The sequence below is a fragment of the Streptomyces sp. 1114.5 genome, from assembly GCF_003635085.1.
In the GTDB taxonomy this organism is placed as follows: domain Bacteria; phylum Actinomycetota; class Actinomycetes; order Streptomycetales; family Streptomycetaceae; genus Kitasatospora.
The window spans coordinates 2,228,263-2,251,650 of record NZ_RBXE01000001.1; the positions used below are offsets into that span (position 1 = coordinate 2,228,263).

A 23,388-nucleotide genomic window follows, 5' to 3' on the forward strand; every position below is an offset into this window, starting at 1 on the left:
CCTGAGTCTGGCCGCCTGAGCCCCGCCTGAGCCCGGCCCGCCTGGGCTCAGGCGGCCCTGGACGACGGCCGTGCCGCCGCCGGCAGTTGTCCGGAGGCGTTCACGATCACCTCGTCCAGGACGGCGCGCGAGCGCAGCAGGTCGCCGATCATCCGGTCGATCCGCTCGCGCTCCGCGGTGAGCTCCTCGACCAGCAGCGGGGTCGCGGTCTCGTTCGGGCCGCCGTCGGAGTCCCGCATGCAGGGGAGGATCTTGTAGATGGTGCGGCTGTGCAGCCCGGCCGCGAACAGCTCCTGGATGTGCACGACCCGGTCGACGGCCATCTCCGGGTACTCCCGGTGGCCGCCCGCGGTGCGGCGGGCGACCAGCAGCCCCTGCTGCTCGTAGTAGCGCAGCGAGCGCTCGCTCACGCCCGTCCGCCGGGCCAGTTCGCCGATCCGCATGCCGTCCACCCCGTCATCCGATCCGAGCCGTCCGATCCGAGCCTCGAAGGGCCTTGGCCTTTGCCCCCAAGGGCCTTGAACCTGACATCGATGTTAGCTTCTACGGTTCCGGCATGACGACGAACACCAAGACCGCCGGCCTCTTCCAGCCCGCCGAACTCGGCCCGCTCCACCTTCCCAACCGCCTGGTGATGGCTCCGATGACCCGCACCCGGGCCGGCGCCGACGGTGTTCCGCGGCCGATCATGGCCGAGTACTACGCGCAGCGCGCCGGGGCCGGGCTGATCATCGCCGAGGCCGCCACCCCGAACCGGGTCGGCCGGACGTACGCCGACATCCCGGCCGTCCACGCTCCCGAGCACGTGGCCGGCTGGCGCACCGTGACCGGGGCGGTCGCCGCGGCCGGCGGCCGGATGTTCCTGCAGCTGCAGCACGGTGGCCGGATCGGCCACCCGGAGAACAGCGGCCTGCAGCCGGTCGCGCCCTCGCCGGTCGCCTTCCCGGAGCCGGTCCACACCCCGGGCGGGCCCCGGGAGGCCGTCGTCCCGAGGGAGCTCACCGCGGAGGAGATCCGGCAGACCGTGGCCGACTTCGCGGCGGCCGCCCGCAACGCCGTCGAGGCGGGTTTCGCCGGGGTCGAGGTGCACGGCGCCAACGGCTACCTGCTGCACCAGTTCCTCGCCCGGAACACCAATCTGCGCACCGACGGGTACGGCGGCCCGGTGGCGAACCGGATCCGCTTCGTGGTCGAGGTGGTCCGGGCGGTGGCGGCGGAGATCGGCCCGGCGCGGGTCGGCCTGCGGGTCTCGCCCGGCTTCACCGGGCAGGGCATGGCGGAGGGGGACACCGCGGAGATCTACCGCGCTCTGGTCGGCGAGCTCGCCGGGGACGGCCTCGCCTACCTGCACGTGGTCTTCGCCGACCCGGAGGACGCCGTCTTCCAGGAGCTCCGCACATCCTGGCCGGGCGCCGTGATCGCCAACCCGGTGCTGGGCTGGGGCGGGCCGCTGCCCGCGGACGGCGGCCGGGCCGCGGCAGAGCGGCTGCTGGCGGCGGGCGCGGACCTGATCTCCTTCGGCCGCGGCTTCCTCGCCAATCCCGACCTGGTCGAGCGCCTGCGCACCGGCGCTCCGCTCAACCAGGTCCGCGACGGGCTGATGTACACCGGCGGCGCCGAGGGGTACACCGACTACCCCGCGCTGGGCGCGCAGCACGCCGGATAACACGGCGCCCCGTGCCGCCGCCCGGCCGGGGGTGCCGCGCGGGAGCCGACCGCTCGTGCCATGATCCCTGCATGAGTTCCAACGTTTTCTTCGACATCACCATCAACGACGAGCCGGCCGGCCGCATCGTCTTCAAGCTGTTCGACGAGGTCGTCCCGAAGACGGCCCAGAACTTCCGCGAGCTGGCCACCGGCCAGAACGGCTTCGGCTACGAGGGCTCCGGTTTCCACCGCGTCATCCCGGCCTTCATGCTGCAGGGCGGTGACTTCACCAACCACAACGGCACCGGCGGCAAGAGCATCTACGGCGAGAAGTTCGCGGACGAGAACTTCAAGCTCAAGCACGACCGCCCGGGCCTGCTCTCGATGGCCAACGCCGGCCGCAACACCAACGGCTCGCAGTTCTTCATCACCACCATCGTCACCGACTGGCTGGACGGCAAGCACGTCGTCTTCGGCGAGGTCGTCGAGGGCATGGACCTGGTGAAGAAGATCGAGTCGCTCGGCTCGCAGAGCGGCCGCACCTCGGCCAAGATCACCATCGCCAAGTCCGGCGTGGTCGAGTAATCACGGCTGCCCCTGGCACACGTATCGCCCCGGAGTGGGAAGTCGGCCCGTCCGACTTCCCGCTCCGGGGCGGTGGCGTTTCACGCGAACACGGGTCGCCGGACGGGTCCTAGGCCCAATGACCGATGGCCGGCCGCCCCCGCCCCCGCTGGAATGGGCGGATGGACGACGTGGATCACGACAAGCCGTACGAGGGCCTGACCGCCGCCGAGCGGACGGCGTACCTGGCGCACATCGACGTGCCGGACCCGGGGGAGCCCTCGGCCCCGGCGCTGGCCCGGCTGCAGCGGGCCCACCTGCGGGTCGTCCCCTTCGAGAACCTGAGCATCCACCTCGGCGAGCCCGTCGTGCTCGACCCGCAGGCCCTGGTGGCCAAGGTGGTGGACCGCCGGCGCGGCGGGTTCTGCTACGAACTGAACGGCGCCTTCGCCGAGTTGCTGCGTTCCCTGGGCTACCGGGTGAGCCTGCTGTCCGGCCGGGTCTTCGACGGGGAGCGCCCCGGCCCGCCGTTCGACCACCTCGCGCTGCGGGTCGACCTGGACGAGCCCTGGTTGGTCGACGTCGGCTTCGGCCGGTTCAGCCTGCACCCGCTGCGGCTGGACGAGCGCGGCCCGCAGCCCGACCCGCACGGCGCGTTCACCGTCGTCCCGTACGGCCCCCACGGCGAGCTGGACGTGCTGCTGGACGGTGCCCCGCAGTACCGCCTCGACCCGCGCCCGTACCCGCTCGCCGACTTCGCCCCGACCTGCTGGTGGCAGAGCACCTCGCCGGACTCGCACTTCACCCGCTCGACCACCTGCTCGCTGCTCACGGGGGACGGCGGCCGGATCACGCTCAGCGGCACCCGGCTCATCCGCACCGCCCCCGACGGAACCCGCACCGAGCGCGAGCTCACCGAGGCCGAGACGCCGGCCGCCTACCGCGAGCACTTCGGGATCGCCCTCGACCGGCTGCCCGGCCGGGCCGCGGGCGGGGCAGGGTAGCCGGGCGCGCGGCCCGCCGGGCCGGAACCGGGCAACCGCCGCCCTCCCGGCCGGTCCGGCCGTAGCATCGGGGCTTCGAACTCGACTACCCGGCAAGGTGGTTCACCGATGATCGAGCAGGGCGCCGATGACGGCGAGGTGACGTACGAGCAGGTGACGGTGGTCTCCCTGGCCGCCTGCGGGCCGGTCGGTCCGGCGCGGTTCGCGGTCCGGGTCGTCCGCGAGGGCATGACCGTCAAGCGGGTGGCGGGCTACTGGGTGCGCTGGGACGAGCGGTGGGACGGGGAGGAGGTCCGCCACCATGCGCGCTGGGTCCCCGAGGAGGAGTACGTCCGGCCGGGCACCGGCAGTCCGGACGGCACGCTCGCGGTGACGGTCGCCGCCTACTGGGGGGACGGCACCGGCACCTTCCCGCGTCGCCCCGGCACCGAGACGGTGGTGACCTTCCGGCCCGGCGAGACCGAGCACGAGCTGGTGCTGGAGCAGGCCGCCCCGCCGGGCCGGGCCGCCCGGGGCCGCCGGACGGCCGCGCACGCCCCGGCCGTCCCGGGCCACCCGGTCGCGCTGTCGGTGCAGTTGGCGCACGCCCGCTGGCTGGGCGACGAGCGGCAGCCGATCCACTACGGCTACTCGGGTGCGACCGAGTCCGAGGGCGGCGAGGGGGAGTGGCTGGTCCGCTTCCCGGAGTGCGGCAACGGCCTGCTGCCGTCGGCCGGTCAGGCCGAGGCGGGGTAGGACGTGTCCGGGCCGGAAGCCGGTTCGCCCGGCCGGGGGATGCCCCGACTCCCTTCCCGTACACCCACCTTGCGTGCGGGCACACCGGCCCAGATCTCGCCGGGCCCGGTCGAGCGGGTGAGGACGGCGTTGGCGCCCACGATGGTGCCGGCGCCGACGGTCAGCACGCCGTCCTTGCACACCACCTTGGCGCCCGCGCACAGCACCGCGCCGTCCTCGACCACCACCCGCCGCATCGCGCTCCGCTCCTGCGGCACCCACGGGTCGGCCCGGCCGATGGTCACGCCGTTGTAGAGCGTCACGTCGGCGCCGAGCGTGGTGTACGGGTGCAGGACGGTGCCGAAGCCGCGGTGGAAGACGGTGAGGCCGGGCCCGATCTCGCAGGCGGCCGGCACCTCCATCCCGTAGCACGCGAGCGCCTCCTGCACCAGGCGGCCCAGGAGGCGGTGGCGGCGGCGGTAGATCAGTGCGGTGACGAGGGACATCCACCCATTGTGTCGCCGTGGTCACGTGAAGTCACGACCGCTCGCGGCGGGCGCCCTTCGGTCACTTGACGTCGGGGACGGCGGTGTCGTTCTTGAAGGCGTCGAAGACCTGCTTGGACTTGTTGGCGTCCCACAGCACGGCGGACTCGCCGGTCTTGGTCCGGAAGTCCGGGTTGCCGATCGGCACGGTCAGCGTCTTGCCGCTGCCGCCGTTGACGTCCTTCATGGCGAGGAAGAGCGAGCCGAGGTCGGTCAGCCCGCAGTCCTCGTCCACGATCAGGGTGCCGAGCGCCGAGTCGACCAGCGGGTAGAAGGTGAACGGGTCGACCAGGTTGCCCGGGGAAGCGGCCTGGTGGGCGAGGGCGCCGAGGAACTTCTGCTGGTTGCGCATCCGGCCGAGGTCCTGGTCGGCCATCTGGTGGCGCTGGCGGACGAAGGCCAGGGCCTGCTTGCCGGTGAGGGTCTGGTCGCCGGCCTTGAGGTCGAGGCCGGAGTCCTTGTCCTTGACGTCCTGGTCGATGTGCATCTCGACGCCGCCGATGGAGTCGACGATGCCGACGAAACCGGCGAAGCCGATCTCGGCGTAGTGGTCGATGCGGATGCCGGTGCTCTGCTCGACGGTCTGGACGAGCAGGCGGCCGCCGCCGGTGCCGAAGGCGGAGTTGATCTTCGCGGTGGTGGCCTTGACCGGCTTGCCGTTGCCGCCCGGGTGCTCGGGGATGGGCACCCAGGAGTCGCGCGGGATGCTCATCAGGGTGTTCCCGTTGTCCCCGACGTGCAGGATCATCATCGAGTCGCTGCGCTTGCCCTCGGTGTCGTGCCCGGTGTGCAGGTCGTCCTGCTCGGAGTCGGTGAGGCCCTGGCGGCTGTCGGAGCCGACGATCAGCCAGTTGGTGCCCTTGCCCGCGGCCGGGCGGCCGGGGTAGTCGGCGAGCACGTTCTCGTGGTTGAGCTTGGAGTCCGCCCAGAACCAGGTGGAGACGGCGGTCACCATGACGGCGATCAGCAGGCCGAAGACGGACCACTTGACGATCCGCCGCCGCGGCCAGCGCCGGGCCTGCGCACCGGCCGGCCGGGCACCGCCGGGCCGGCCCGGGCCACCGGGGCCACCGGGGCCACCGGGCCCGCCCGGACGGCCGGGGCCGCTCGGGCCGCCGGGGCGGACGCCGGGAGCGCCGGCCCCCTGCGGCGGAACACCGCCGAGCCGCGACGGCCCCGGCTGTCCCGGCTGTCCGGGCTGCCCCGGGTGCCGTGGCGTGGGTGCCCCCGGCCCGCGCGGGTTCAGGGAGGCCGGCAGCGGCGGCTCGCCCGCCGCGCCGCCTCCGCCCGCGCCGCCGTACGGGTTCCCGCTGCCTCCGCCGTTGCCGCCGTACGGGTTCCCGCCGCCCCCCGGGCGGCCCTCCTGCCACGTGTTCATGCCGTCGAGGATGCCCGACCCCGGTGGCGCTGACTCCCCCCGGGGGTGCCACCAGGCCTCTTGTAGCAGTTTTGATGCACGCCCCGGATCGTTCCGCCGCAACGTCCGGACACCGGGCGTTCCAGCGGCTGAAACGTTTCTTGACCGGCCCGAAGAGCGCGTGTTTGCATTCCGGACATGGATCAGCGTTGGGCACTCACGCGTCGGCGGCACGTCGACCTGCGGCGCGGTGTGGCCTGTTCGCTCTGTCGCGGCTGACGCAGCGCCCCGTCGAAGTCCCCGCCCGTCCGCAGGCCCCCGTACGCCCGTAGCTGCCCGTACGCCCGTACGCCCGTACGCCCGCGGACGCAGCGCCCCCGGTACCGGACCCCACACCGGTAGCCCCCACCGCAGCGCCTTCCCCCGCTGCGCAGCGCCGCCCGCTTCCAGCCAGAGGTGAACCCATGGCCGTCGTCCTGTCCGTTTCCGGCTCCCCGTCCGCCACCTCCCGCACCACCCGCCTGCTGCGCCACGTCGACGCGCAGCTGGTGCAGCGCGGCCACCGCGTCATCCCCTTCGAGGCCCGCAGCCTGCCCGCGCACGCGCTGCTGTCGGGCGACTTCGACCACCCCGAGATCGTCGCCGTCACCGACCTGTTCGCCCGCGCCGACGGCATCGTCATCGGCACCCCCGTCTACAAGGCCGCCTACTCGGGCCTGCTGAAGGCCCTGCTGGACGTGCTCCCGCAGTACGCGCTCACCGGCAAGGCCGTGCTGCCGCTGGCCACCGGCGGCTCGGCCGCGCACGTCCTCGCGGTGGACTACGCACTGCGCCCGGTGCTCAGCTCGATGGGCGCCGGCCACATCACCCAGGGCTGGTTCGTGCTCGACCGCCACGTCACCGCCAGGGAGGACGGCACGACCCTGCTGGAGCGTGAGACCGAGACCCTGCTGGCCCCGGTGGTGGCGGGCTTCGCCACGGCCCTGGAGCGGCTGGCCGCACCGGTGCTGACCGGCTGAGGACCGGTGGCCGCGGCCCGTACGGGGCGTCCCCGAGACGGGCCGGGGCGACCCCTAGGGGGAGACGCGCCGCGTCCCGTAGAACCTTGGTTGAAGGGCTTCATTCCGGCGGATGACGAGCCGTCCGCCGTCCACTCCTAACGTGGTTCACACATCCCCACCCGCCAGGAAGCGGCCCGACTCGATCGGGTCCGGTGGCCAGGCCCACCGGGAGGGTGGGGCTGACTCCCGGTCGAGGACTCCTGCCAGCGCCATGTCGCGAGGCGGTCGGGCCCGCGAGGCTGGGGACCAACGGGTGTGCGCATCTTCCTTTAGGAGAGTCCAGTGACGACGGCAGCAGCCGTGTACGACCCCCAGCTTCCGGGCGGAGCCTCCGCCGTCGCAGCGTCGGCCCGTCAGGTCACCAAGGCGTACGGGTCGGGCGAGACCAGGGTCACCGCGCTCGACGCGGTCGACGTCGACATCCAGCGCGGCCGGTTCACCGCGATCATGGGCCCCTCGGGCTCCGGCAAGTCCACCCTGATGCACTGCCTGGCCGGGCTCGACACGGTCAGCGGCGGCCGGATCTGGATCGGCGACACCGAGATCACCGGCCTCAAGGACAAGCAGCTCACCAGACTGCGCCGGGACAAGATCGGCTTCATCTTCCAGGCGTTCAACCTGCTGCCGACCCTGAATGCGCTGGAGAACATCACGCTCCCGATGGACATCGCGGGCCGCAAGCCCGACCGGGCCTGGCTGGACCAGGTGGTGGAGACCGTCGGCCTGGCCGACCGGCTCAAGCACCGCCCGACCCAGCTCTCCGGCGGCCAGCAGCAGCGCGTCGCGGTGGCCCGGGCGCTGGCCGCCCGCCCCGAGATCATCTTCGGCGACGAGCCCACCGGGAACCTGGACTCCCGGGCCGGCGCCGAGGTGCTGACCTTCCTGCGCCGCTCGGTGGACGAGCTGGGCCAGACCATGGTGATGGTCACCCACGACCCGGTCGCCGCCGGCTACGCGGACCGCGTGCTCTTCCTCGCCGACGGCGTGATCGTCGACGAGATGCACGCGCCCACCGCCGACTCCGTCCTCGAACGCATGCGCCGTTTCGACGGCAAGCGCACCAGCTGATCGGCGGGACGACTCGACCATGCTGCTCAAGACCTCACTGCGGAGCTTCCTCGCCCACAAGGGCCGGATGGTGCTCTCGCTCATCGCCGTCGTGCTGTCGGTGGCCTTCGTCTCCGGCACCCTGGTGTTCTCCAACACCGCCACCAGCACCTTCGACAAGCTCTTCGCCGCCACCGCCTCCGACGTCTCGGTCCAGCCGCCCAAGCCGGCCGACGACGAGGACCCGCAGTTCGCGGACAAGCCGGCCACCGTCCCGGCTGCGCTCGCCGGGCAGGTCGCCGCGGTGCCCGGGATCAAGACCGCCGTCGGCCAGGTCATGGTCCACAACGCGACCCTGGTCAACCCGGCCACCAACAAGCTGGTCGGTCCGACCAGCGGCGCGCCCACCCTGGTCGGCAACTGGACCGACACCCCGCGCAACCCGGTCACCATCACCTCCGGCCACGCGCCGCAGGGCGCGGGCGAGCTGGTGCTGGACGCCGACACCGCGAAGAAGGCCAAGCTCGGCCTCGGCGACAAGCTGCGGGTCGACAACGCCGGCGGAAAGCACGAGTTCACCATCGCGGGCATCGCCACCTTCACCACCACCAACCCGGGCGCGGCACTGGCCTTCCTGGACACCGCGACCTCGCAGCAGGTGCTGCTCGGCGAGCCGGCGTTCACCTCGATCGAGGCCTTCGGCGACGGCAGCCGCAGCGACGACAGCCTCAAGGCCGACGCCCTGGCCAAGGTCGGTGGCGGCTACCAGGTCAAGACCGCGGCCGAGCAGAAGGACGAGAACAACAAGAGCGTCGGCAGCGGCCTGGAATTCATGAAGTACGCGATGCTCGGCTTCGCCGGCGTCTCGCTGATCGTCGGCGGCTTCCTGATCATCAACACCTTCTCGATGCTGGTCGCCCAGCGCACCCGGGAGATCGGCCTGCTGCGCGCCATCGGCGGCAGCCGCCGGCAGGTCAACCGCTCGGTGCTGGTCGAGGCGCTGATCCTGGGCGTGCTCGGTTCGACCCTCGGGATCGCGGCGGGCCTGGGCATCGCGGTCGGCCTGATCGCGCTGATGAACGCGATCGGCATGGACCTGCGGGCGAGCGACCTGCAGATCGGGCCCGACGTGTTCGTCACCGGGTACGCGGTGGGCATCCTGATCACCGTCGTGGCGGCCTGGATCCCGGCCCGCCGGGCGAGCCGGATCGCGCCGATGGCCGCCCTGCGCGACCACGGCACCCCGGCCGAGGCCCGCGCCAACGTGGTCCGTACGGTCCTCGGGCTGGTCCTGACGGCGGGCGGCGGCGGTCTGCTGGTGCTCGCCGCGAAGGCGGAGAAGGCGGCCACCGGCGGCCAGTACCTCGGCCTGGGCGTGCTGCTCACCCTGATCGGCTTCGTGGTGCTCGGCCCGCTGCTGGCCACCGCGGTCATCCGGGTGCTCGGCGCGCTGCTGCCGGCCCTGTTCGGCCCGTCCGGCAAGCTCGCCCAGCGCAACGCGATGCGCAACCCGCGCCGCACCGGCGCCACCGCCGCCGCGCTGATGATCGGCCTGGCGCTGGTGATCGCCTCCTCGGTGTTCAGCTCCTCGGCGGTCACCTCGGCCAGTGAGCAGATCGACCGGTCGGTGGGCGTGGACTACATCATCAGCGGCGGTCGTACCGCGGTCACCGCCGAGATGCTGGACGCGGTCCGCAGGACCCCGGGGGTCGACCACGTCACCGCCGAGAGGGACTTCGACGCCAAGGTCCAGCTGTCGGACGGCCGGACCGGGCGGACCGGCCTGGCCGCCGTGCCGCCGACCTTCTTCGGCACGGACTTCCGCCTCCCGGTCGCCTCCGGCGCGGTCGACTCGATCGGAAGCGGCTCGCTGGGCATCGGCGAGAACTTCGCCAAGGACCACAACCTGAAGGTCGGCGACAGCGTCACCGTCACCTACCTCAAGGGCCGCACCCAGGTGCTGCAGGTCGGGGTCGTGTTCGCGAAGAGCTCGCTCTACGGGGACGCCTCCTTCGTCGACGTCGCCACCATGGCCAAGGCCGTACCGGCCGCCGAGGTGCCGGAACCCCGGACCTTCTTCGCCAAGGCCTCCTCCGGCGCCGACGCCGGCAAGACGCTGACCGCCCTGGAGGACGCGCTCAAGGAGTACCCGCAGCTGTCGGTCAAGGACCAGGCGGGCTACAAGGAGCTGGTGCAGTCCCAGGTCAACACCCTGCTCTACCTGATCTACGGGCTGGTCGGCCTCTCCATCACCGTCGCCGTGCTCGGCGTGGTCAACACCCTGGCGCTGTCGGTGGTCGAGCGGACCCGGGAGATCGGCCTGCTGCGGGCGATCGGGCTCTCCCGCCGCCAGCTGCGCCGGATGATCCGGCTGGAGTCGGTGGTGATCGCGGTGTTCGGCGCCGTCCTCGGCACCGGGCTGGGCCTGGCCTGGGGCGTCACCGCGCAGCGGGTCCTGCGGGACCAGGGCCTCGGGACGCTCTCCGTCCCGACCACCACGATCGCGATCACCCTGGTCTCCTCGGTGGCGATCGGCCTGGTCGCCGCCCTCGTCCCGGCCTTCCGGGCCGGACGGATGAACGTCCTCGCGGCCATCGCGACGGACTGACCGGCGCCGGGGGGCGTCGGACGGCGGAAGGACGCGAAAGGACGCGGAAGGACGGCGGAACGGATGCGGGGGCCGGGTGCGCACAGCACCCGGCCCCTGGCTCGGTTTCAGCCCCAGGAGGGCTGAGATGATCGTCCGATGTTCCCCTCGGACGCCCCGCCGTTGCCCAGCGCCGCGCCCCTCACCGCCGCGGCCGCCATCCGCTGGCGCACCGCCCGTACGGCCTGGCGGCTGGACAGCCGCTGGCTCGCGCTGGCACCGGTCGCGTTCGTGGTCCTGGCCACCGCCGTGGAGCCCGACACCGGCCGGTGCAGCGCCCAGGCCATCTGCCGGGACACCTGGGGCTCGGCCCTGGCCGCCTGGTCGGTGCTGGCCGAGATCGTCCTGCTGGCCGCCAAGGTACGGGTCCGGGCGCTGGTGCCGCCCGTCGTCCTGGTGCTGCTCTGGTACCTCCCGCAGGGCCTGGTCACCCCGCTCGCCCGCTGGTCGGCCGTGCTGCTCCAGCTGCTGCTCACCGCCGTCCTGCTGGCCGCCGAGGCCGGTCGGCGCCGGGCCCGCCAGCAGCTGGACGAGCTGATGGCCCCGCCCGTCCCCTTCCCGTGGACGGCCGCCGGAGCGCCCTCGCCCGTCCACCGCGACGGCCCGCCCGTCCTGCGCCGCACCCTCGGCGCCCTGCTGCTCGTCGCCGCCGTGGCCGTCCCGCTGTACGGGCTCTGGGCGCAGGCCCAGGCGGACGCCGCCGCCGAGCAGGCCACCCGGGTCACCGGCACCGCCGGCGCGAGCGACCAGGACGGCGTGCTGACCGTCCGCTTCCCGCCGCCCGGCGGCGGCCCCGAGCGCACCGCCGCCCTGGACCTCTGGTGGCAGCGGCGCCCCCAGCCCGGCGAGCCCGTCCCGCTGCTGGTCGACGGCGACTCCGTGCACGCCCTGGGCGACGAGTACGACGTCTCCGGCCAGCTGACCGCCGGCGGCCTGATCGCCCTGCTCGGCCTGATCCTGCTCGGCTCGGCCGCCACCGCGAGCGCCCGCCGCACCCGGCCCGCCTTCGAAGGCCACGCCCCCGCGCTCGCCGTCCGGGTCCGCGCCGACATCCGCGGGGACCTGCTGGTCCAGCCGCTGGACGGCCCGCCGGACGGCCCCGGGCTCTGGCGCCTGGTCGAGCACGACCGCTACCGCTGGGCCCGCGACGGCGGCCCGGGCGGCGCAGGCCCGGGCTGGGTGCCCGAGCCCCTGGACGTCGGCCGGCCGCCCACCCGCCTCCCCGGACCGGCGCTCCACCACGACGAGCACGACGAGTACGACGAGCACGACGAGCACGACGAGCACGAGGACTACGCGGAGGAGTACGAGGACTACCAGGGCGCGTACGAGAAGCCCCTCGACCGCACCGGCCCCGACCAGGCCGCCGCCCGGCTGGCCCGCGCCGGCCGCAGCGTGCCCGCCGTGCTGTACCGCGGCCCCGACGGCCACGACCGCCAACTCCTCGTCCGCCCCGGCCTGTTGGACGGCGACCCGGACTGGGTGGCGGCCGTGGTCGCCCCCGCCGCCCGGGCCCCGCGGCTCGGCCGGCGCACCCAGCGCTACCGCGAGCGCGAACTCGCCGTCGCCGCACTGACCGCCGAGACGGTGGCCGCCGCCCCCGAGGCCGGGCCGGACACCGAGCCGGTGGCCGCCCGCCGCTGGGAGATGCCGACGCCGCTGCGGGTGGCGGCCGGGCCGCTGGCGGCGCTGCTGGTCGGCACCGCCGTCGTCCTGCTCGGCGACGACGGCTGGTGGGAGGGGCTGCTGCGCCCGCTCTGGATCGGCTCGATGGCGATCCTCGCCTGCGCCCACACGCTGTCCTGGCAGATCGTGGCCGACCGCAACGGCCTGCGGGTGGCCACCGCGCTGCGCACCCGCAGCTTCCGGTGGGCCGAGATCAGCGCGGCAGCGGTGCACCGCGAGCTGCTCACCATCCGGCTGCGCAGCGGCCGGGAGTACTCCTTCGCCAGCCGCCCGGCGGTCTGGCTGGCCGGCCGCTTCGGCGACCGGTACGACCCGGTGGCGCTGGCCCGGACGGTCGCCACCGCCGCCCACCGCCCCGACCTGCGCCCCGACCGAACCCTCCCGGACCGGCTGGGCGGCCCGCAGCACCTGGTGAACCGGCTCGCACTGATCGGCTACGCCGTGTTCACCGTGGCCCACTACGCACTCTGAATCCACCCCGGATCCGCACCGGATCCACCCCGATTCGGGCCCTCGCCACCGGCGGAGTACGGTGTCCTTGATCACAGTGCCGGTGCCGCGCCGCGAGGTGCGCGCAGGCGCCCAGACCGGGACAAGACGGGGGCCCGTCCTCACCGGTACGGTTGGCCCCGATGAACACCAAGGCTGCTGAGGAGCTGCCGGCTGTTTCCGTGATCATGCCGGTGCTCAACGAGGAACGTCACCTGCGCACGGCGGTCCGGCGCATCCTGGATCAGGAGTACCCCGGGCCGATGGAAGTGGTGATCGCCCTCGGCCCCTCGACCGACCGCACCGACGAGATCGCGGCCGAGCTGGTGGCCGAGGACCCGCGGGTGCGGACGGTGGAGAACCCCACCGGGCGGACGCCCGCCGGGCTGAACGCCGCGATCCGGGGCTCCAGACACCCGATAGTGGTGCGCGTGGACGGCCACGGCCTGCTCACCCCCGGCTACATCACCACCGCGGTCCGGCTGCTCGGCGAGATGGAGGCGGCCAACGTCGGCGGCATCATGCACGCCGAGGGCGAGACCGAGTGGGAGAACGCGGTCGCCGCCGCGATGACCTCCAAGATCGGCGTCGGCAACGCGGCCTTCCACACCGGCGGACTGGCCGGCCCGGCGGACACCGTCTACCTCGGGGTGTTCCGGCGCGAGGTGCTGGAGCGGCTCGGCGGCTACAACGAGGAGTTCATCCGTGCCCAGGACTGGGAGCTGAACTACCGGATCCGCCAGCACGGCGGCCTGGTCTGGTTCACCCCGCAGCTCAAGGTGACCTACCGGCCCCGGCCCTCGGTGCGGGCGCTGGCCAAGCAGTACAAGGACTACGGCCGCTGGCGCCGGGTCGTCACCCGCTACCACCGCGGCTCGGTCAACCTGCGCTACCTCGCCCCGCCGGCCGCGCTGGTGGCGTTCACCCTCGGTCTGGTGCTCGGCGTGGCCGTCCACCCGGCGTTCCTCGCGGTGCCCGGCGCCTACCTGCTGGGCATCGTCGGCGGTGCCGCGGTCGAGGGCCGCGGCCTGTCGTTCAAGTCGCGGGCGCTGCTGCCGGTCGCGTTCGCGACCATGCACCTCAGCTGGGGCTTCGGCTTCCTCACCTCACCGCGCTCGCTGGCGCGCCGGGTGATCGGCAGCGTCGGCCCGTCCTCGAAGGACATGCTCTCCAAGGCCGGCTGAGCGGAGGGCGACGGCCGGCCGCCGGGCCCTCCGGCCGCGGCCGGCGCCCTCGTACGGCTGCAGGGCCGGTGGCGCCGCTACTTGGCGCAGACGTCCACGTCGTCCGCCTGCACCCGCTGCAGGTCCTCCGGCGCCGCGGTCGGCACCGCCGCCGGCGCACCGGGCGCGGCCAGCACGTCCTTGCCGAGCACCAGCAGCAGCCCGCCCTTCGGGTCCGACTTCGCGGCCGGCCGGACGGCCTCGCCCGGCAGCCCGAGGGCGGTGGCCAGGGCGGTGGCGGCGGCCTCCTGGCCGACCGGGTAGGAGACCGTGGTGCCCGCGGCCACCGGCGCGTCGCTGCCGACGGCGGCCAGGGCGAAGCCCTTCGCCTTGAGCTTGTCCACGGTCGGCCCGGACTGTCCGCGCTTGCCGCTGCCGTTGCGCACCGTCACCTGGACGGCCTTGGGGTCCACCGCCGGGGTGGTGGCAGCCGGAGCCGCCGGTGCGGCGGGTGCACCCGTGGCAGCCGGGGCGCCGGTCTCGGCGGGCGGCGGCGCGGCCGTCTCGGTCAGCGAGCGGTCGCCCGCGATCATCGCGAACACCTGCTGGGCGTCCGGCTGCTTGAAGATCACCCGGTCCTTGTCCGCGGGGTCTTCCACGACGGGCACGGTGGCGAAGGTGATGTTCTTGGTGTCCACCTTGCTGATGTCCAGCGCGAGGTCCTTGAGCTTGTCCACGCTGCCGATGCCGGAGTCCACGGTGAGCGCCTTGGTGGCGGCGTCCGCGAGCTTGTAGAGCTTGGTCGGGCTGGTCAGGGTGTCGTCGCTCTTGATCTTGCGGATCATCGAGCTGATGAACTGCTGCTGCAGCGGGATCCGGGAGAGGTCGCCGCCGAAGCCGACGGCGTGCCGGGTGCGGACGAAGGCCAGCGCCTCCTCGCCCTGGACCACGTGCCGGCCCTTGGTCATCTTGAGGTGGGAGCCCGAGTCGTTGATGTCCTTGGCGGCGCAGACCTCGACCCCGCCGACCGCGGTGGAGAGCGTCTTCACCGCCTCGAAGTTGACCTGCACGAAGTGGTCGACCCGGATCCCGGTGAGCTTCTCGACGGTCTTCCAGGTGCAGCCCGCGTCCCGCCCCTCCTGGCCGAGGCTGTTGTTGAACATGTCCCGCGCCGAGCCCGGGACCTTCTTGCCCTTGGCGCTCTGGCACTCCGGTATCGGCACCATCAGGTCGCGCGGGAAGCTGACCACCGTCGCGTTGGAGCGGTCCTTGGCGATGTGGAACAGCAGCGTCGTGTCGGCGTGCCCGGTGCTGCCCTCGTCGCCGTACTCGCGCCCCAGGCCCTCCCGGCTGTCGGTGCCGATCACCAGGACGTTCAGCGCGTCCCCGGCGGCCTTGGGGCGCTCCGCCTCGTCGCCCAGCTGCACCTTGACCGAGGTCAGGTTGTCGTTGAAGTGCTTGTACAGGTAGTACGCCCCGCCGCAGCCCGCGACCATGACCAGGGCGCCCGTCCCGGCCGTCCACTTGAGCACCCGTCGGCGCCGGTTGCGCTTGGCGACGGCGGCCGCCCGCCGCCGGTTGTCCCGGCGGCCCTCCCCGGCCGCCGCCGATGCGGCTGCCGGTGCCGCGGGCGCCTCGGCGGCCCGACGGCGGCGCTGCCGGGGGACATCCGGAGTCGGGTCCACGCGGTACCGGCCGGTTTCCGGCTGTTCCTCGTGCACGGGGCTCCCTAGCTTCGACCGGTCACGGCTCCGGCCCGCCCGTTCTGACGAGCCGATCCGGACACAGTAGACGAGCCGAATGGGGGAATCGTTCCGGCTGTGACTTGCATCATGTTTGAACAATGCGCAGGCAAAATCCGTTCAGCAGTGGGTAATTCCCGGAGAGCCCGCTCCCGACCTGCGGTGCGACCGGAGGCCGGCCGGTGCGATTCCTCAGTGCTGCACGCAGGCGTCCACGTCGGCGGTGCGTCCCTCGAAGGTGGGAGAGACGCCCGCCGAGGGTGACGCCGTCGCCGTCGCCCGCGCGAACGCCGCCTCGGCCGAGCCGGCGCCCGGGCTCGGATCGGTGCCCTGCCCCGTGTCCGGGCCCGCACTCGGCGAGGGCGTCGACCCGGGCGGGCGGACCGCGACCGGCCGGTCGTCCCGCAGCGCCGTGAACAGCTGGGTGGTCTGCGGCTGCACGAACTCGTCCCGGTCCGAGTCGTAGCGGTACGGGCGGCGCGGCACGGTCAGGAGGACCACGTCGGAGCTGGGGATGCCCCGCAGGTCCTGGGTGAGGTCGTACAGCGCGCCGAGAGAGGACAGCCCGCCGTCGGCCCGGACCGAGGAGGTCGCCGCGTCCAGCACCGGCCACAGCCGCGCCGGGTTCAGCAGCACCCCCTGCGACTCCACCTTGCGGACCAGCGCGGCCAGGAACTGCTGCTGACGGCCCACCCGCTGGGTGTCGCTGCCGTCGCCCAGGCTCTCCCGGGCCCGGACGTAGCCGAGCGCCTGCTCGCCGTGCAGGGTCTGCCGGCCGGCGGGCAGGTCGAGCTTGGCGTCCTTGTCGTGGATCGGCTGCGGCACGCACACCTCGACCCCGCCGATCGCGTCCACCATCGTCTTGAAGCCGCTGAAGTCGAGGATCACGTAGTGGTCGATCCGGATCCCGCTCAGCTGCTCCACGGTGCGGATCGAGCAGGCCGGGCCGCCGGTCTCGAAGGCCCAGTTGAACTGCATCAGCCCCGGCTTGCTGCGGGTGCCGTCCGGCTTCTCGCAGGCGGGGACGGAGACCATGACGTCGCGCGGGACGGAGACCGCCGTCGCGTGCTTCCGGTCGGCCGACAGGTGCAGCAGGATCGTGGTGTCCGAGCGCTGGGTGCCGGACTCGCCGCCGTAGGAGCCGTTCGCGCCGGAGCGGTCGTCGCTGCCGATCAGCAGGATGTTCTCGGCGCCCTGCGCGCCGGCGGTGCGGCTGGGCCGCTCGGCCTCCAGCTTGGCGAGCAGCCGGTCGGTGGCCGAGTCGGTCCGGATGTTGCCGTCCAGCTTGCGGTAGGCGATCCAGAGCAGCACCCCGCCGGCGACCAGCAGGAACGCGACGACGCCGGCGGTGACCATCAGCCACCGCCGGCGCCTGCGCGGGCGTCCGGTCCCGCCCGGAGGATCGTCCGGCGGGGGACGGTTCGTCGGGGGGTCGTTCGCCGGAGCGTCGTCCGGCGGGGGAGGGGCGGTCGGGGGGTGCTCGGTGTCGTCCTCGGCCATGGCAGCGATCCCTACCCGCCGGGCCCGGGCCGGGGGTTACCCGAGGCGCAGTGTCACCCGTTCGGATTCGATCCGCTTCTCCCACTGCGCGGCGTCCAGCCCCTGCGAGTTGCGGCACAGCACCACCGAGGCGCCGGCCGCCAGCGGCGCCAGCAGACCGGCCTCCAGGCCCGTCCAGTCGTCGAAGGAGAGGGTGGACAGCACCCGGTCGCCGGGCTTCAGCCCGAGGCGGGCCGCCCCCTCCCGGGCCAGCGCGACGGTCTGTTCGCCCGTCAGCTTCAGCGGCAGCCCGTCCACCGAGGTCTCCAGCGCCTGCCCGTCCGGGGCGACGGGGGAGTACGGCGCGAAGCGGTCGCCCTGGCCGGGCACCTCGGCGGCGTAGTCGAGGAAGCCGTCCGGGCGCTGCGGGAAGCGGCCGCCGAGCGGGCGCAGGGCGAGCGCGACCCGCTCGCCGTCGCAGGCCTGCGCGGCCTCCAGGCCGTCCGGGCCGCTGACCACCAGGTCGGCGTCGGCAGGGTCTCCGGCCGGCACCGCCGTCACCCCGACCGACCAGCAGGCGAGCAGCCAGACGGCGCTCTGCCAGTGGGCGGGCAGCAGCAGGGCCGCCCGGTCGTCCGGGCCGGCGTTCAGCTCGTCCTGCAGGAGGTTGGCGGTCTTGGCCACCCAGTTGTCGAAGGTCCGGGCGGACAGCTCCACCCGTTCGCCGGTGGCGTCGTCGTAGAAGGTGACCAGCGGGGCCGCGGGATCGACCGAAGGGGTGCCGCCGCGCAGGAATGCGTGCAGCAGCTCGACGGGGGTGCGGGCATCGGCAGCGAAAGGCGCAGTCATGGTGCGCCCCAGCCTACGGCCTTCGAGTGGGAGGCCGGGAGGGGTGGCCGGAGGCACGCGCGAGTGGCGCAGACCGACGTGGCGGCATCAGTGATTTGTCGTCAATATCCGTTTTATGCGTATCTCACTTCTTGCCGGCGCGGCCACGAGCTGCGTCGCCGTCCTGTTGTTCCCGTCGACCGCCGTCTCCGCCGTCGCCACCCCGGTGCCGGTCGAACGGACCTCCGCCGGTGGCGGCACCGTCACGAGCCTGTCGCTGACCACCGCCGAACACCGCGTCACACAACGCGCCACCGCGCCCTTCTCGCTCATCGGGGTGAGCTGGGACGACCCCCGGCAGTCCCTCGACGGCGCCTCGGTCCGGGTCCGCACCCACCGCGTCTCCACCGGCGCCTGGACCGAGTGGCGAGGGCTCGCCGTCGAGGGCGAGGACGCCCCCGACGAGCGGGACGGCCGGGCCGGCATCCGCGGCTCCACGGCGCCGCTGTGGACCGGCCCCAGCGACGGCGTGGCCATCGAGGTCACCCCCGGGCCGCGCGGGCTGCCCTCCGGGCTGCGTGCCGAACTGGTCGACCCGGGCAAGGGCGCCCCGCAGTCCGCCCCGCGCACCCTCCCGGGCGAGGCCGCGACCGGCCGGGCGCCGCAGGACCACGAGGCCCCGCGCCCGGGCATCGTCACCCGGGCGGGCTGGGGTGCCGACGAATCGCTGCGCGACCCGGGCTTCGTCTACACCGGGACGGTCAAGGCGGTGTTCGTCCACCACACCGACACCGCCACCGACTACGCCTGCAGTGACGCGCCGCAGATGATCCGCGCGATCTACCAGTACCACGTCCAGAGCAACGGCTGGCGGGACATCGGCTACAACTTCCTGGTCGACCGCTGCGGCACCATCTACGAGGGCCGGGCCGGCGGTGTCGCGCAGCCCGTCCTCGGCGCGCACACCCTCGGCTTCAACACCGACTCGACCGGCGTCGCCGCGCTCGGCACCTTCACCACGAACGGCCCGCCGCAGGAGCTGGTGGACGGTGTCAGCAAGATCGCGGCCTGGAAGCTCGGCCTGACCGGCCAGGACGCGGGCGGCCGGACCGACCTGACCTCCGGCTCCTCGCAGAGCCGCTACCCCAAGGGCACCGTCGTCTCCTTCGACACCATCTCCGGCCACCGGGACGCCTTCGCCACCGAGTGCCCCGGCGACGGCCTCTACGCCCGGCTCGGCGACATCCGCTCCTGGGCCTCCCACCTCCAGGGCCGCTGAGCCCCGTCGGCACCCCCGGGGCCGGACCGTCCGGTCCGGCCCCGGGGGTGCCCTCGTTCCCCGCCCCGTCCCCGGAGGGCAGCTCCGGCAGCCGCGTATCGTTCCTATCCCGGGCGGGCACGGGCCGCCCGGCAGGCACAGGAGGCGACAGCGGTGACGGGCGGCGAGTCGGTACGGCGCTGGCGGCCGGGCTTCCCGCTGGACACTGCCCGGACCCTGCTGCCGCTGCGCCGCGGTCCCGCCGACCCGGCGTACCGCACCACCGGTGACGGCGCGGTCTGGCGGGCCTCCCGCACCCCGGCGGGCATCGGCACCCTGCGGGTGCTGCCGCACCCGGGCGCGGGCGAGATCGAGGCGACGGCCTGGGGCCCGGGCGCGGACTGGCTGCTGGACCGGCTGCCCGCACTGCTGGGCGCCGAGGACGAGCCGGAGGCGCTGGTGCTGCCGCCCGGCCCGCTGCGCGACGCCCAGCGCCGTACCGCGGCGGTGCGGCTGACCCGGACCGGCCTGGTGCTGGAGTCGCTCGTCCCGGCGATCCTGGAGCAGAAGGTCACCACCGACGAGGCCTACCGGGCCTGGCGCACCCTGCTCCGGGACTTCGGCAGCCCGGCGCCGGGCCCGGCCGAGGGCATGCGGGTGGCGCCCTCGGCCCGGGAGTGGGCGGGGATACCGAGCTGGGAGTGGCACCGGGCGGGCGTGGACCCGAAGCGCTCGGCGACCGTGATGCGCGCCGTCCGGCTGGCGCCTCGGCTGGAGGAGGCCTCCGCGATGGGCCACGAGGAGGCCTTCGCCCGGCTGACCACCGTCCCGGGCATCGGCGTCTGGACGGCCGCCGAGACCCTGCAGCGCAGCAACGGCGACCCGGACGCGGTCTCGGTCGGCGACTTCCACCTGCCCAACCTGGTCGGCTGGGCCCTGGCCGGCCGGCCCCGCAGCGACGACGCACAGATGCTCGCCCTGCTGGAGCCCTACCGCCCGCACCGTTACCGGGTCTGCCGCCTCCTCCTGGCCGTCGGCGCCCGCGCCCCCCGCTACGGCCCCCGTCTCGCCCCCAACGACCACCGCCGCCGCTGAGCCTCCGGTGCAGAGGACTACCGCACCTCGATGAAGGCGTCGGCGCTGCGGGCCGGCCGTTCGCGCGGGGCTTCGGCGGGGCGGCCGACGGCGACGGCACCCATCGGGTCCCAGCCGTCCGGGAGGTCCAGGGCGGCGCGGACGGTGTCGCGGCAGAACATGGTGGAGGAGACCCAGGCGGAGCCGTAGCCCTCACCGGTGAGGGCGACCAGCAGGTTCTGCACGGCGGCGCCGGCGGCGACGGTGAACATCTCCCGCTCGGCGGTGGCGCGCCGGGCGTCGGGGTAGTCGTGCGAGCCGTCCATGACCAGACAGGGCACCACCAGGTACGGCGCGTCGCGCAGGACGTCGCCGCGGGCGGTGCGGCGGGCGATCCGCGCCTCGTCCCAGCCGTCGAGGTCGCGCAGGTCGCGCTGCCAGGCGGCGAGCATGGCGTCGAGCAGCCGGGTGCGGGTGTCGGCCGACTCCAGCAGGACGAACCGCCACGGCGTGGTGTGGTGCGGTGCGGGCGCGGTGACGGCGGCCGCGACCGCGCGGCGGACGGCTGCCGGGTCGACCGGTTCGGCGGTGAACGAGCGGACGGTGCGCCGCAGGGTGACGGCCTGGCGCAGCGCCTCGGAGGTGCCGAGCCGGAACATGTCGTCCGCGGCGGGCCGGACCAGCGGCCGGGTGCCCTCGCCGTCCTCGGGGGTGACGAGGTGTCCGAGCCCGCGCACCACCGCCACCGGGACGCCGGTGGCCTTGCCCTTCACCAGGTCGGCGGCGGCGGCGAGTTCGTCGGCGGTGGCGGTGACGGTCAGCGCCAGCTCGTTGCCGTGGGTGTCGGTGCGCCCGCGGTGGTTCTCCAGGACGGCGAGGCCGGCGGCGCCGATCGCCACGTCGGTGAGCCCGTTGCGCCAGGGCCGGCCGAAGGTGTCGGTGACGACGACGGCGAGCCGGCGGCCGGTGAGCTGCTGCAGCCGGGCCCGCAGCGCGCGGGCCGAGGCGTCCGGGTCCTCGGGCAGCAGCAGGACGGTGCCGGGGGCGGTGTTCGAGGCGTCGACGCCGGCGGCGGCCATGACGAAGCCGTTGCGGTTCTCCACGATCCGGGCCGGCCCGCGCCGGGCGACCACCCGGACGGTCTCGGCGTCGATCGCGGCCTCGCGGTCGGCGGCGTGCAGCAGCCGGCCCTCGGCCTTGCTGACGATCTTCGAGGTGACGAGCAGGATGTCGCCGTCCAGGAAGGTGCCGGCCTTGGCGATGAGCGCGCCGAGGTCGGCCCCGGCCTCGACCTCGGGAATCCCCTCGACCCTCAGGACGTGCAGCGTCACTTCCGTACCTGCTCCGCCAGTGCCAGCGCCGCCCGGGCCATCTCGGCGGTGGCCTCGACGTCGGTCATCAGCAGCGGGACGGCCCGGCAGGCGATCCCGCCGGCCTCGACCGCGGCGACCGCGCCCTCGTCGGCGGTGTCGACCAGCCAGCCGTCGACGAGCTCCGCGCCGTAGTTCAGCGCGACGGCCTCCGCCGTCGCCTCGACGCCGACCGCGGCGAGCACCTTGTCGGCCATGCCGCGCACCGGCGCCCCGCCGATGATCGGCGAGAGCCCGACGACCGGCGCCGGGGCGGCGGCGACGGCCTCCCGGATGCCGGGGACGGCGAGGATGGTGCCGATCGAGACGACCGGGTTGGACGGCGGGAAGAGGATGACGTCGGCGTCGGCGATCGCCTCCAGCACGCCGGGCGCGGGCTTGGCGGTGTCCGCGCCGACCGGGATGATCGCCTCGGCGTCCACGGCGGCGTGCAGCCGGACCCAGTACTCCTGGAAGTGGACCGCCCGGGAGCCCTGCTCGTCGGTGATCCGCACGTGCGTCTCGACCCGGTCGTCGCTCATCGGCAGCAGCCGGACGCCGGGCTTCCAGCGCACGCACAGCGCCTCGGTGACCTGGCTGAGGGTGTACCCGGCGGTGAGCATCTGGCTGCGGACGAGGTGGGTGGCGAAGTCCCGGTCGCCGAGCCCGAACCACTCGGGCCCGACGCCGTACTCCTTCATCTCGGCCTTGATCGACCAGGTTTCGTCGGTCCGGCCCCAGCCCTGCTCCTCGTGGATGCCGCCGCCGAGGGTGTACATCACGGTGTCGAGGTCGGGACAGACCTTGAGGCCGTAGAGGTGGATGTCGTCGCCGGTGTTGCCGATGACGGTGATCTCGTCCTGCGGTCCGACCGCCGCGAGGAGCCCGCGCAGGAAGCGCGCTCCGCCGATTCCGCCTGCCAGTGCCACGATGCGCATGGGGTTCATCCTGCCACGGCCCGACTGCCCGTCAGCCCCGTCTCAGTGCGTCTCGGCCTGCGCCGGCCGGTGCGGCTCCGGGTGCTGCTCGGGGACGGCGGCCGCGCCGTACTGGTTCATCTCGGTGAGGCCCGGGGTGTACAGGTGGATGGAGACGGCGGGTTCCAGCGCGCCGTTGACCACCTCGTGCAGGTAGCCGGAGGAGAAGACCCGGTGGCCGCCGGGCCGCAGGGTGCGGGCGCCCTCGCCGGCGTGCGTGAGGGAGCGCTCGATGAGCTCGCCCCGGACGACGGTCATCACGCCGGAGGACTCGCCGTGGTCGTGGAAGCCGCTGCTCTGGCCGGGCAGCCAGCTGAGCAGCCAGACCTCGTAGCCGGGGCCGGTCTCCAGCCGGGCGTACCAGCGGGTCAGCGCGTCGTAGCGGACCAGCGGCTCCCAGCGGGCGCGGTCGGCGGCGATCTCGCGGACCAGCCGGGCGTACTCGGCGACGGTGGTGGGGTGCTCGGGCAGGTCGGTGCGGGCCAGGTGCGGGAAGGCGAGCGGGTCACCGGCGATGGAGACGTCGCTGAGGCCGTCGGCCCAGCGGGCGGCGCCGGTACCGGCGGTGGCAGCGGTGCGGGCGGTGACGGTGGCGGGGCCGCGCCGGGCGAGCTTGTTGCGGTCGCGGTTCCGCTTGCGGATGCGGATCATGCGCACGGGATCGTCCTCGGAAGAGTCGGCTGGTTCGTCGGGATCAGCCGGATCCGGGATGTCCTGGGACGGGAATCGCGGGCGGCCTCTGTGCTTCCTGGTGGCG

Annotated in this window: 20 protein-coding genes; 11 read left to right on the forward strand and 9 right to left on the reverse strand. The window is 74.0% G+C overall.

Features of this window, described 5'->3' with window-relative positions; genetic code table 11:
- Nucleotides 1–47 precede the first annotated feature (47 nt).
- Nucleotides 48–443 carry a MerR family transcriptional regulator gene (locus tag BX285_RS09855; RefSeq protein ID WP_097240202.1) on the reverse strand — a complete coding sequence of 132 codons (396 nt, stop codon included), beginning with the start codon at nucleotides 441–443 and terminating at the stop codon, nucleotides 48–50.
- Between the two features lie 113 nt (nucleotides 444–556).
- On the opposite strand from BX285_RS09855, the gene BX285_RS09860 reads away from it, so the two are divergent.
- The 4 genes from BX285_RS09860 to BX285_RS09875 all read left to right on the forward strand — a co-directional run bounded on the left by BX285_RS09860 (nucleotide 557) and on the right by BX285_RS09875 (nucleotide 3,950).
- A complete protein-coding gene (locus BX285_RS09860) occupies nucleotides 557–1,666 on the forward strand; it encodes an alkene reductase (protein ID WP_121174926.1) in 1,110 nt (369 codons plus the stop codon).
- 71 nt (nucleotides 1,667–1,737) lie between these two features.
- Nucleotides 1,738–2,232 carry a peptidylprolyl isomerase gene (locus BX285_RS09865; protein ID WP_097237640.1) on the forward strand — a complete coding sequence of 165 codons (495 nt, stop codon included), beginning with the start codon at nucleotides 1,738–1,740 and terminating at the stop codon, nucleotides 2,230–2,232.
- 161 nt (nucleotides 2,233–2,393) lie between these two features.
- The gene (locus BX285_RS09870) at nucleotides 2,394–3,215 is read left to right on the forward strand and encodes an arylamine N-acetyltransferase (protein WP_121174927.1); all 822 of its coding nucleotides are present in this window, start codon (nucleotides 2,394–2,396) and stop codon (nucleotides 3,213–3,215) included.
- Between the two features lie 108 nt (nucleotides 3,216–3,323).
- Nucleotides 3,324–3,950, forward strand: a complete 627-nt coding sequence (locus BX285_RS09875) for a hypothetical protein (protein WP_121174928.1) — start codon at nucleotides 3,324–3,326, stop codon at nucleotides 3,948–3,950.
- Here the strand turns inward: BX285_RS09875 and BX285_RS09880 are convergent.
- Nucleotides 3,932–4,435 carry a hypothetical protein gene (locus BX285_RS09880; protein WP_097237643.1) on the reverse strand — a complete coding sequence of 168 codons (504 nt, stop codon included), beginning with the start codon at nucleotides 4,433–4,435 and terminating at the stop codon, nucleotides 3,932–3,934. The two genes, BX285_RS09875 and BX285_RS09880, sit on opposite strands and share 19 nt — an antisense overlap.
- Before the next feature lie 61 nt (nucleotides 4,436–4,496).
- The gene (locus tag BX285_RS09885; protein WP_121174929.1) at nucleotides 4,497–5,852 is read right to left on the reverse strand and encodes an LCP family protein; all 1,356 of its coding nucleotides are present in this window, start codon (nucleotides 5,850–5,852) and stop codon (nucleotides 4,497–4,499) included.
- A gap of 443 nt (nucleotides 5,853–6,295) precedes the next feature.
- On the opposite strand from BX285_RS09885, the gene ssuE reads away from it, so the two are divergent.
- The 5 genes from ssuE (at nucleotide 6,296) to BX285_RS09910 (ending at nucleotide 13,945) form a co-directional block, all read left to right on the forward strand.
- Nucleotides 6,296–6,850: an NADPH-dependent FMN reductase gene (gene ssuE, locus BX285_RS09890; RefSeq protein WP_097237645.1), complete on the forward strand. Its 555-nt coding sequence runs from the start codon at nucleotides 6,296–6,298 to the stop codon at nucleotides 6,848–6,850.
- 324 nt (nucleotides 6,851–7,174) lie between these two features.
- Nucleotides 7,175–7,960, forward strand: a complete 786-nt coding sequence (locus BX285_RS09895; protein ID WP_097237646.1) for an ABC transporter ATP-binding protein — start codon at nucleotides 7,175–7,177, stop codon at nucleotides 7,958–7,960.
- A gap of 19 nt (nucleotides 7,961–7,979) precedes the next feature.
- Nucleotides 7,980–10,547 (forward strand): ABC transporter permease, encoded by a 2,568-nt coding sequence (locus BX285_RS09900; RefSeq protein ID WP_121174930.1) that lies wholly within the window; start codon nucleotides 7,980–7,982, stop codon nucleotides 10,545–10,547.
- A gap of 138 nt (nucleotides 10,548–10,685) precedes the next feature.
- Entirely contained in the window at nucleotides 10,686–12,743 is a 2,058-nt protein-coding gene (locus tag BX285_RS09905) for a hypothetical protein (protein WP_121174931.1), read from the forward strand.
- 161 nt (nucleotides 12,744–12,904) lie between these two features.
- Nucleotides 12,905–13,945: a glycosyltransferase family 2 protein gene (locus tag BX285_RS09910; protein WP_097237649.1), complete on the forward strand. Its 1,041-nt coding sequence runs from the start codon at nucleotides 12,905–12,907 to the stop codon at nucleotides 13,943–13,945.
- Nucleotides 13,946–14,022: 77 nt separating this feature from the next.
- On the opposite strand, the gene BX285_RS09915 is transcribed toward BX285_RS09910, so the two are convergent.
- From BX285_RS09915 to BX285_RS09925, 3 genes are all read right to left on the reverse strand, one after another.
- Nucleotides 14,023–15,645 carry an LCP family protein gene (locus BX285_RS09915; RefSeq protein ID WP_257032684.1) on the reverse strand — a complete coding sequence of 541 codons (1,623 nt, stop codon included), beginning with the start codon at nucleotides 15,643–15,645 and terminating at the stop codon, nucleotides 14,023–14,025.
- 213 nt (nucleotides 15,646–15,858) lie between these two features.
- Nucleotides 15,859–17,022, reverse strand: coding sequence for an LCP family protein (locus BX285_RS09920; RefSeq protein WP_310794194.1), 1,164 nt, complete (start codon nucleotides 17,020–17,022; stop codon nucleotides 15,859–15,861).
- Nucleotides 17,023–17,202: 180 nt separating this feature from the next.
- Nucleotides 17,203–17,994, reverse strand: coding sequence for a TIGR03089 family protein (locus tag BX285_RS09925; protein ID WP_097237651.1), 792 nt, complete (start codon nucleotides 17,992–17,994; stop codon nucleotides 17,203–17,205).
- A 115-nt stretch (nucleotides 17,995–18,109) separates the two neighbouring features.
- On the opposite strand from BX285_RS09925, the gene BX285_RS09930 reads away from it, so the two are divergent.
- Complete coding sequence (locus BX285_RS09930) at nucleotides 18,110–19,252, forward strand: N-acetylmuramoyl-L-alanine amidase (RefSeq protein WP_097237652.1); 1,143 nt, start codon at nucleotides 18,110–18,112, stop codon at nucleotides 19,250–19,252.
- A 153-nt stretch (nucleotides 19,253–19,405) separates the two neighbouring features.
- On the forward strand, nucleotides 19,406–20,326 hold the full coding sequence (locus tag BX285_RS09935) for a DNA-3-methyladenine glycosylase (protein WP_121174933.1): 921 nt from the start codon (nucleotides 19,406–19,408) through the stop codon (nucleotides 20,324–20,326).
- A 17-nt stretch (nucleotides 20,327–20,343) separates the two neighbouring features.
- Here BX285_RS09935 and BX285_RS09940 read toward each other — a convergent pair whose 3' ends face one another.
- The 3 genes from BX285_RS09940 to BX285_RS09950 are packed head-to-tail and all read right to left on the reverse strand — an operon-like array spanning nucleotide 20,344 to nucleotide 23,288.
- Nucleotides 20,344–21,636, reverse strand: coding sequence for a coenzyme F420-0:L-glutamate ligase (locus BX285_RS09940; RefSeq protein ID WP_121174934.1), 1,293 nt, complete (start codon nucleotides 21,634–21,636; stop codon nucleotides 20,344–20,346).
- The gene (gene cofD / locus BX285_RS09945; RefSeq protein WP_121174935.1) at nucleotides 21,633–22,592 is read right to left on the reverse strand and encodes a 2-phospho-L-lactate transferase; all 960 of its coding nucleotides are present in this window, start codon (nucleotides 22,590–22,592) and stop codon (nucleotides 21,633–21,635) included. The genes BX285_RS09940 and cofD overlap by 4 nt, the downstream gene beginning before the upstream one ends.
- 42 nt (nucleotides 22,593–22,634) lie before the next feature.
- Entirely contained in the window at nucleotides 22,635–23,288 is a 654-nt protein-coding gene (locus tag BX285_RS09950; protein WP_257032686.1) for a cysteine dioxygenase family protein, read from the reverse strand.
- Nucleotides 23,289–23,388 lie beyond the last annotated feature (100 nt).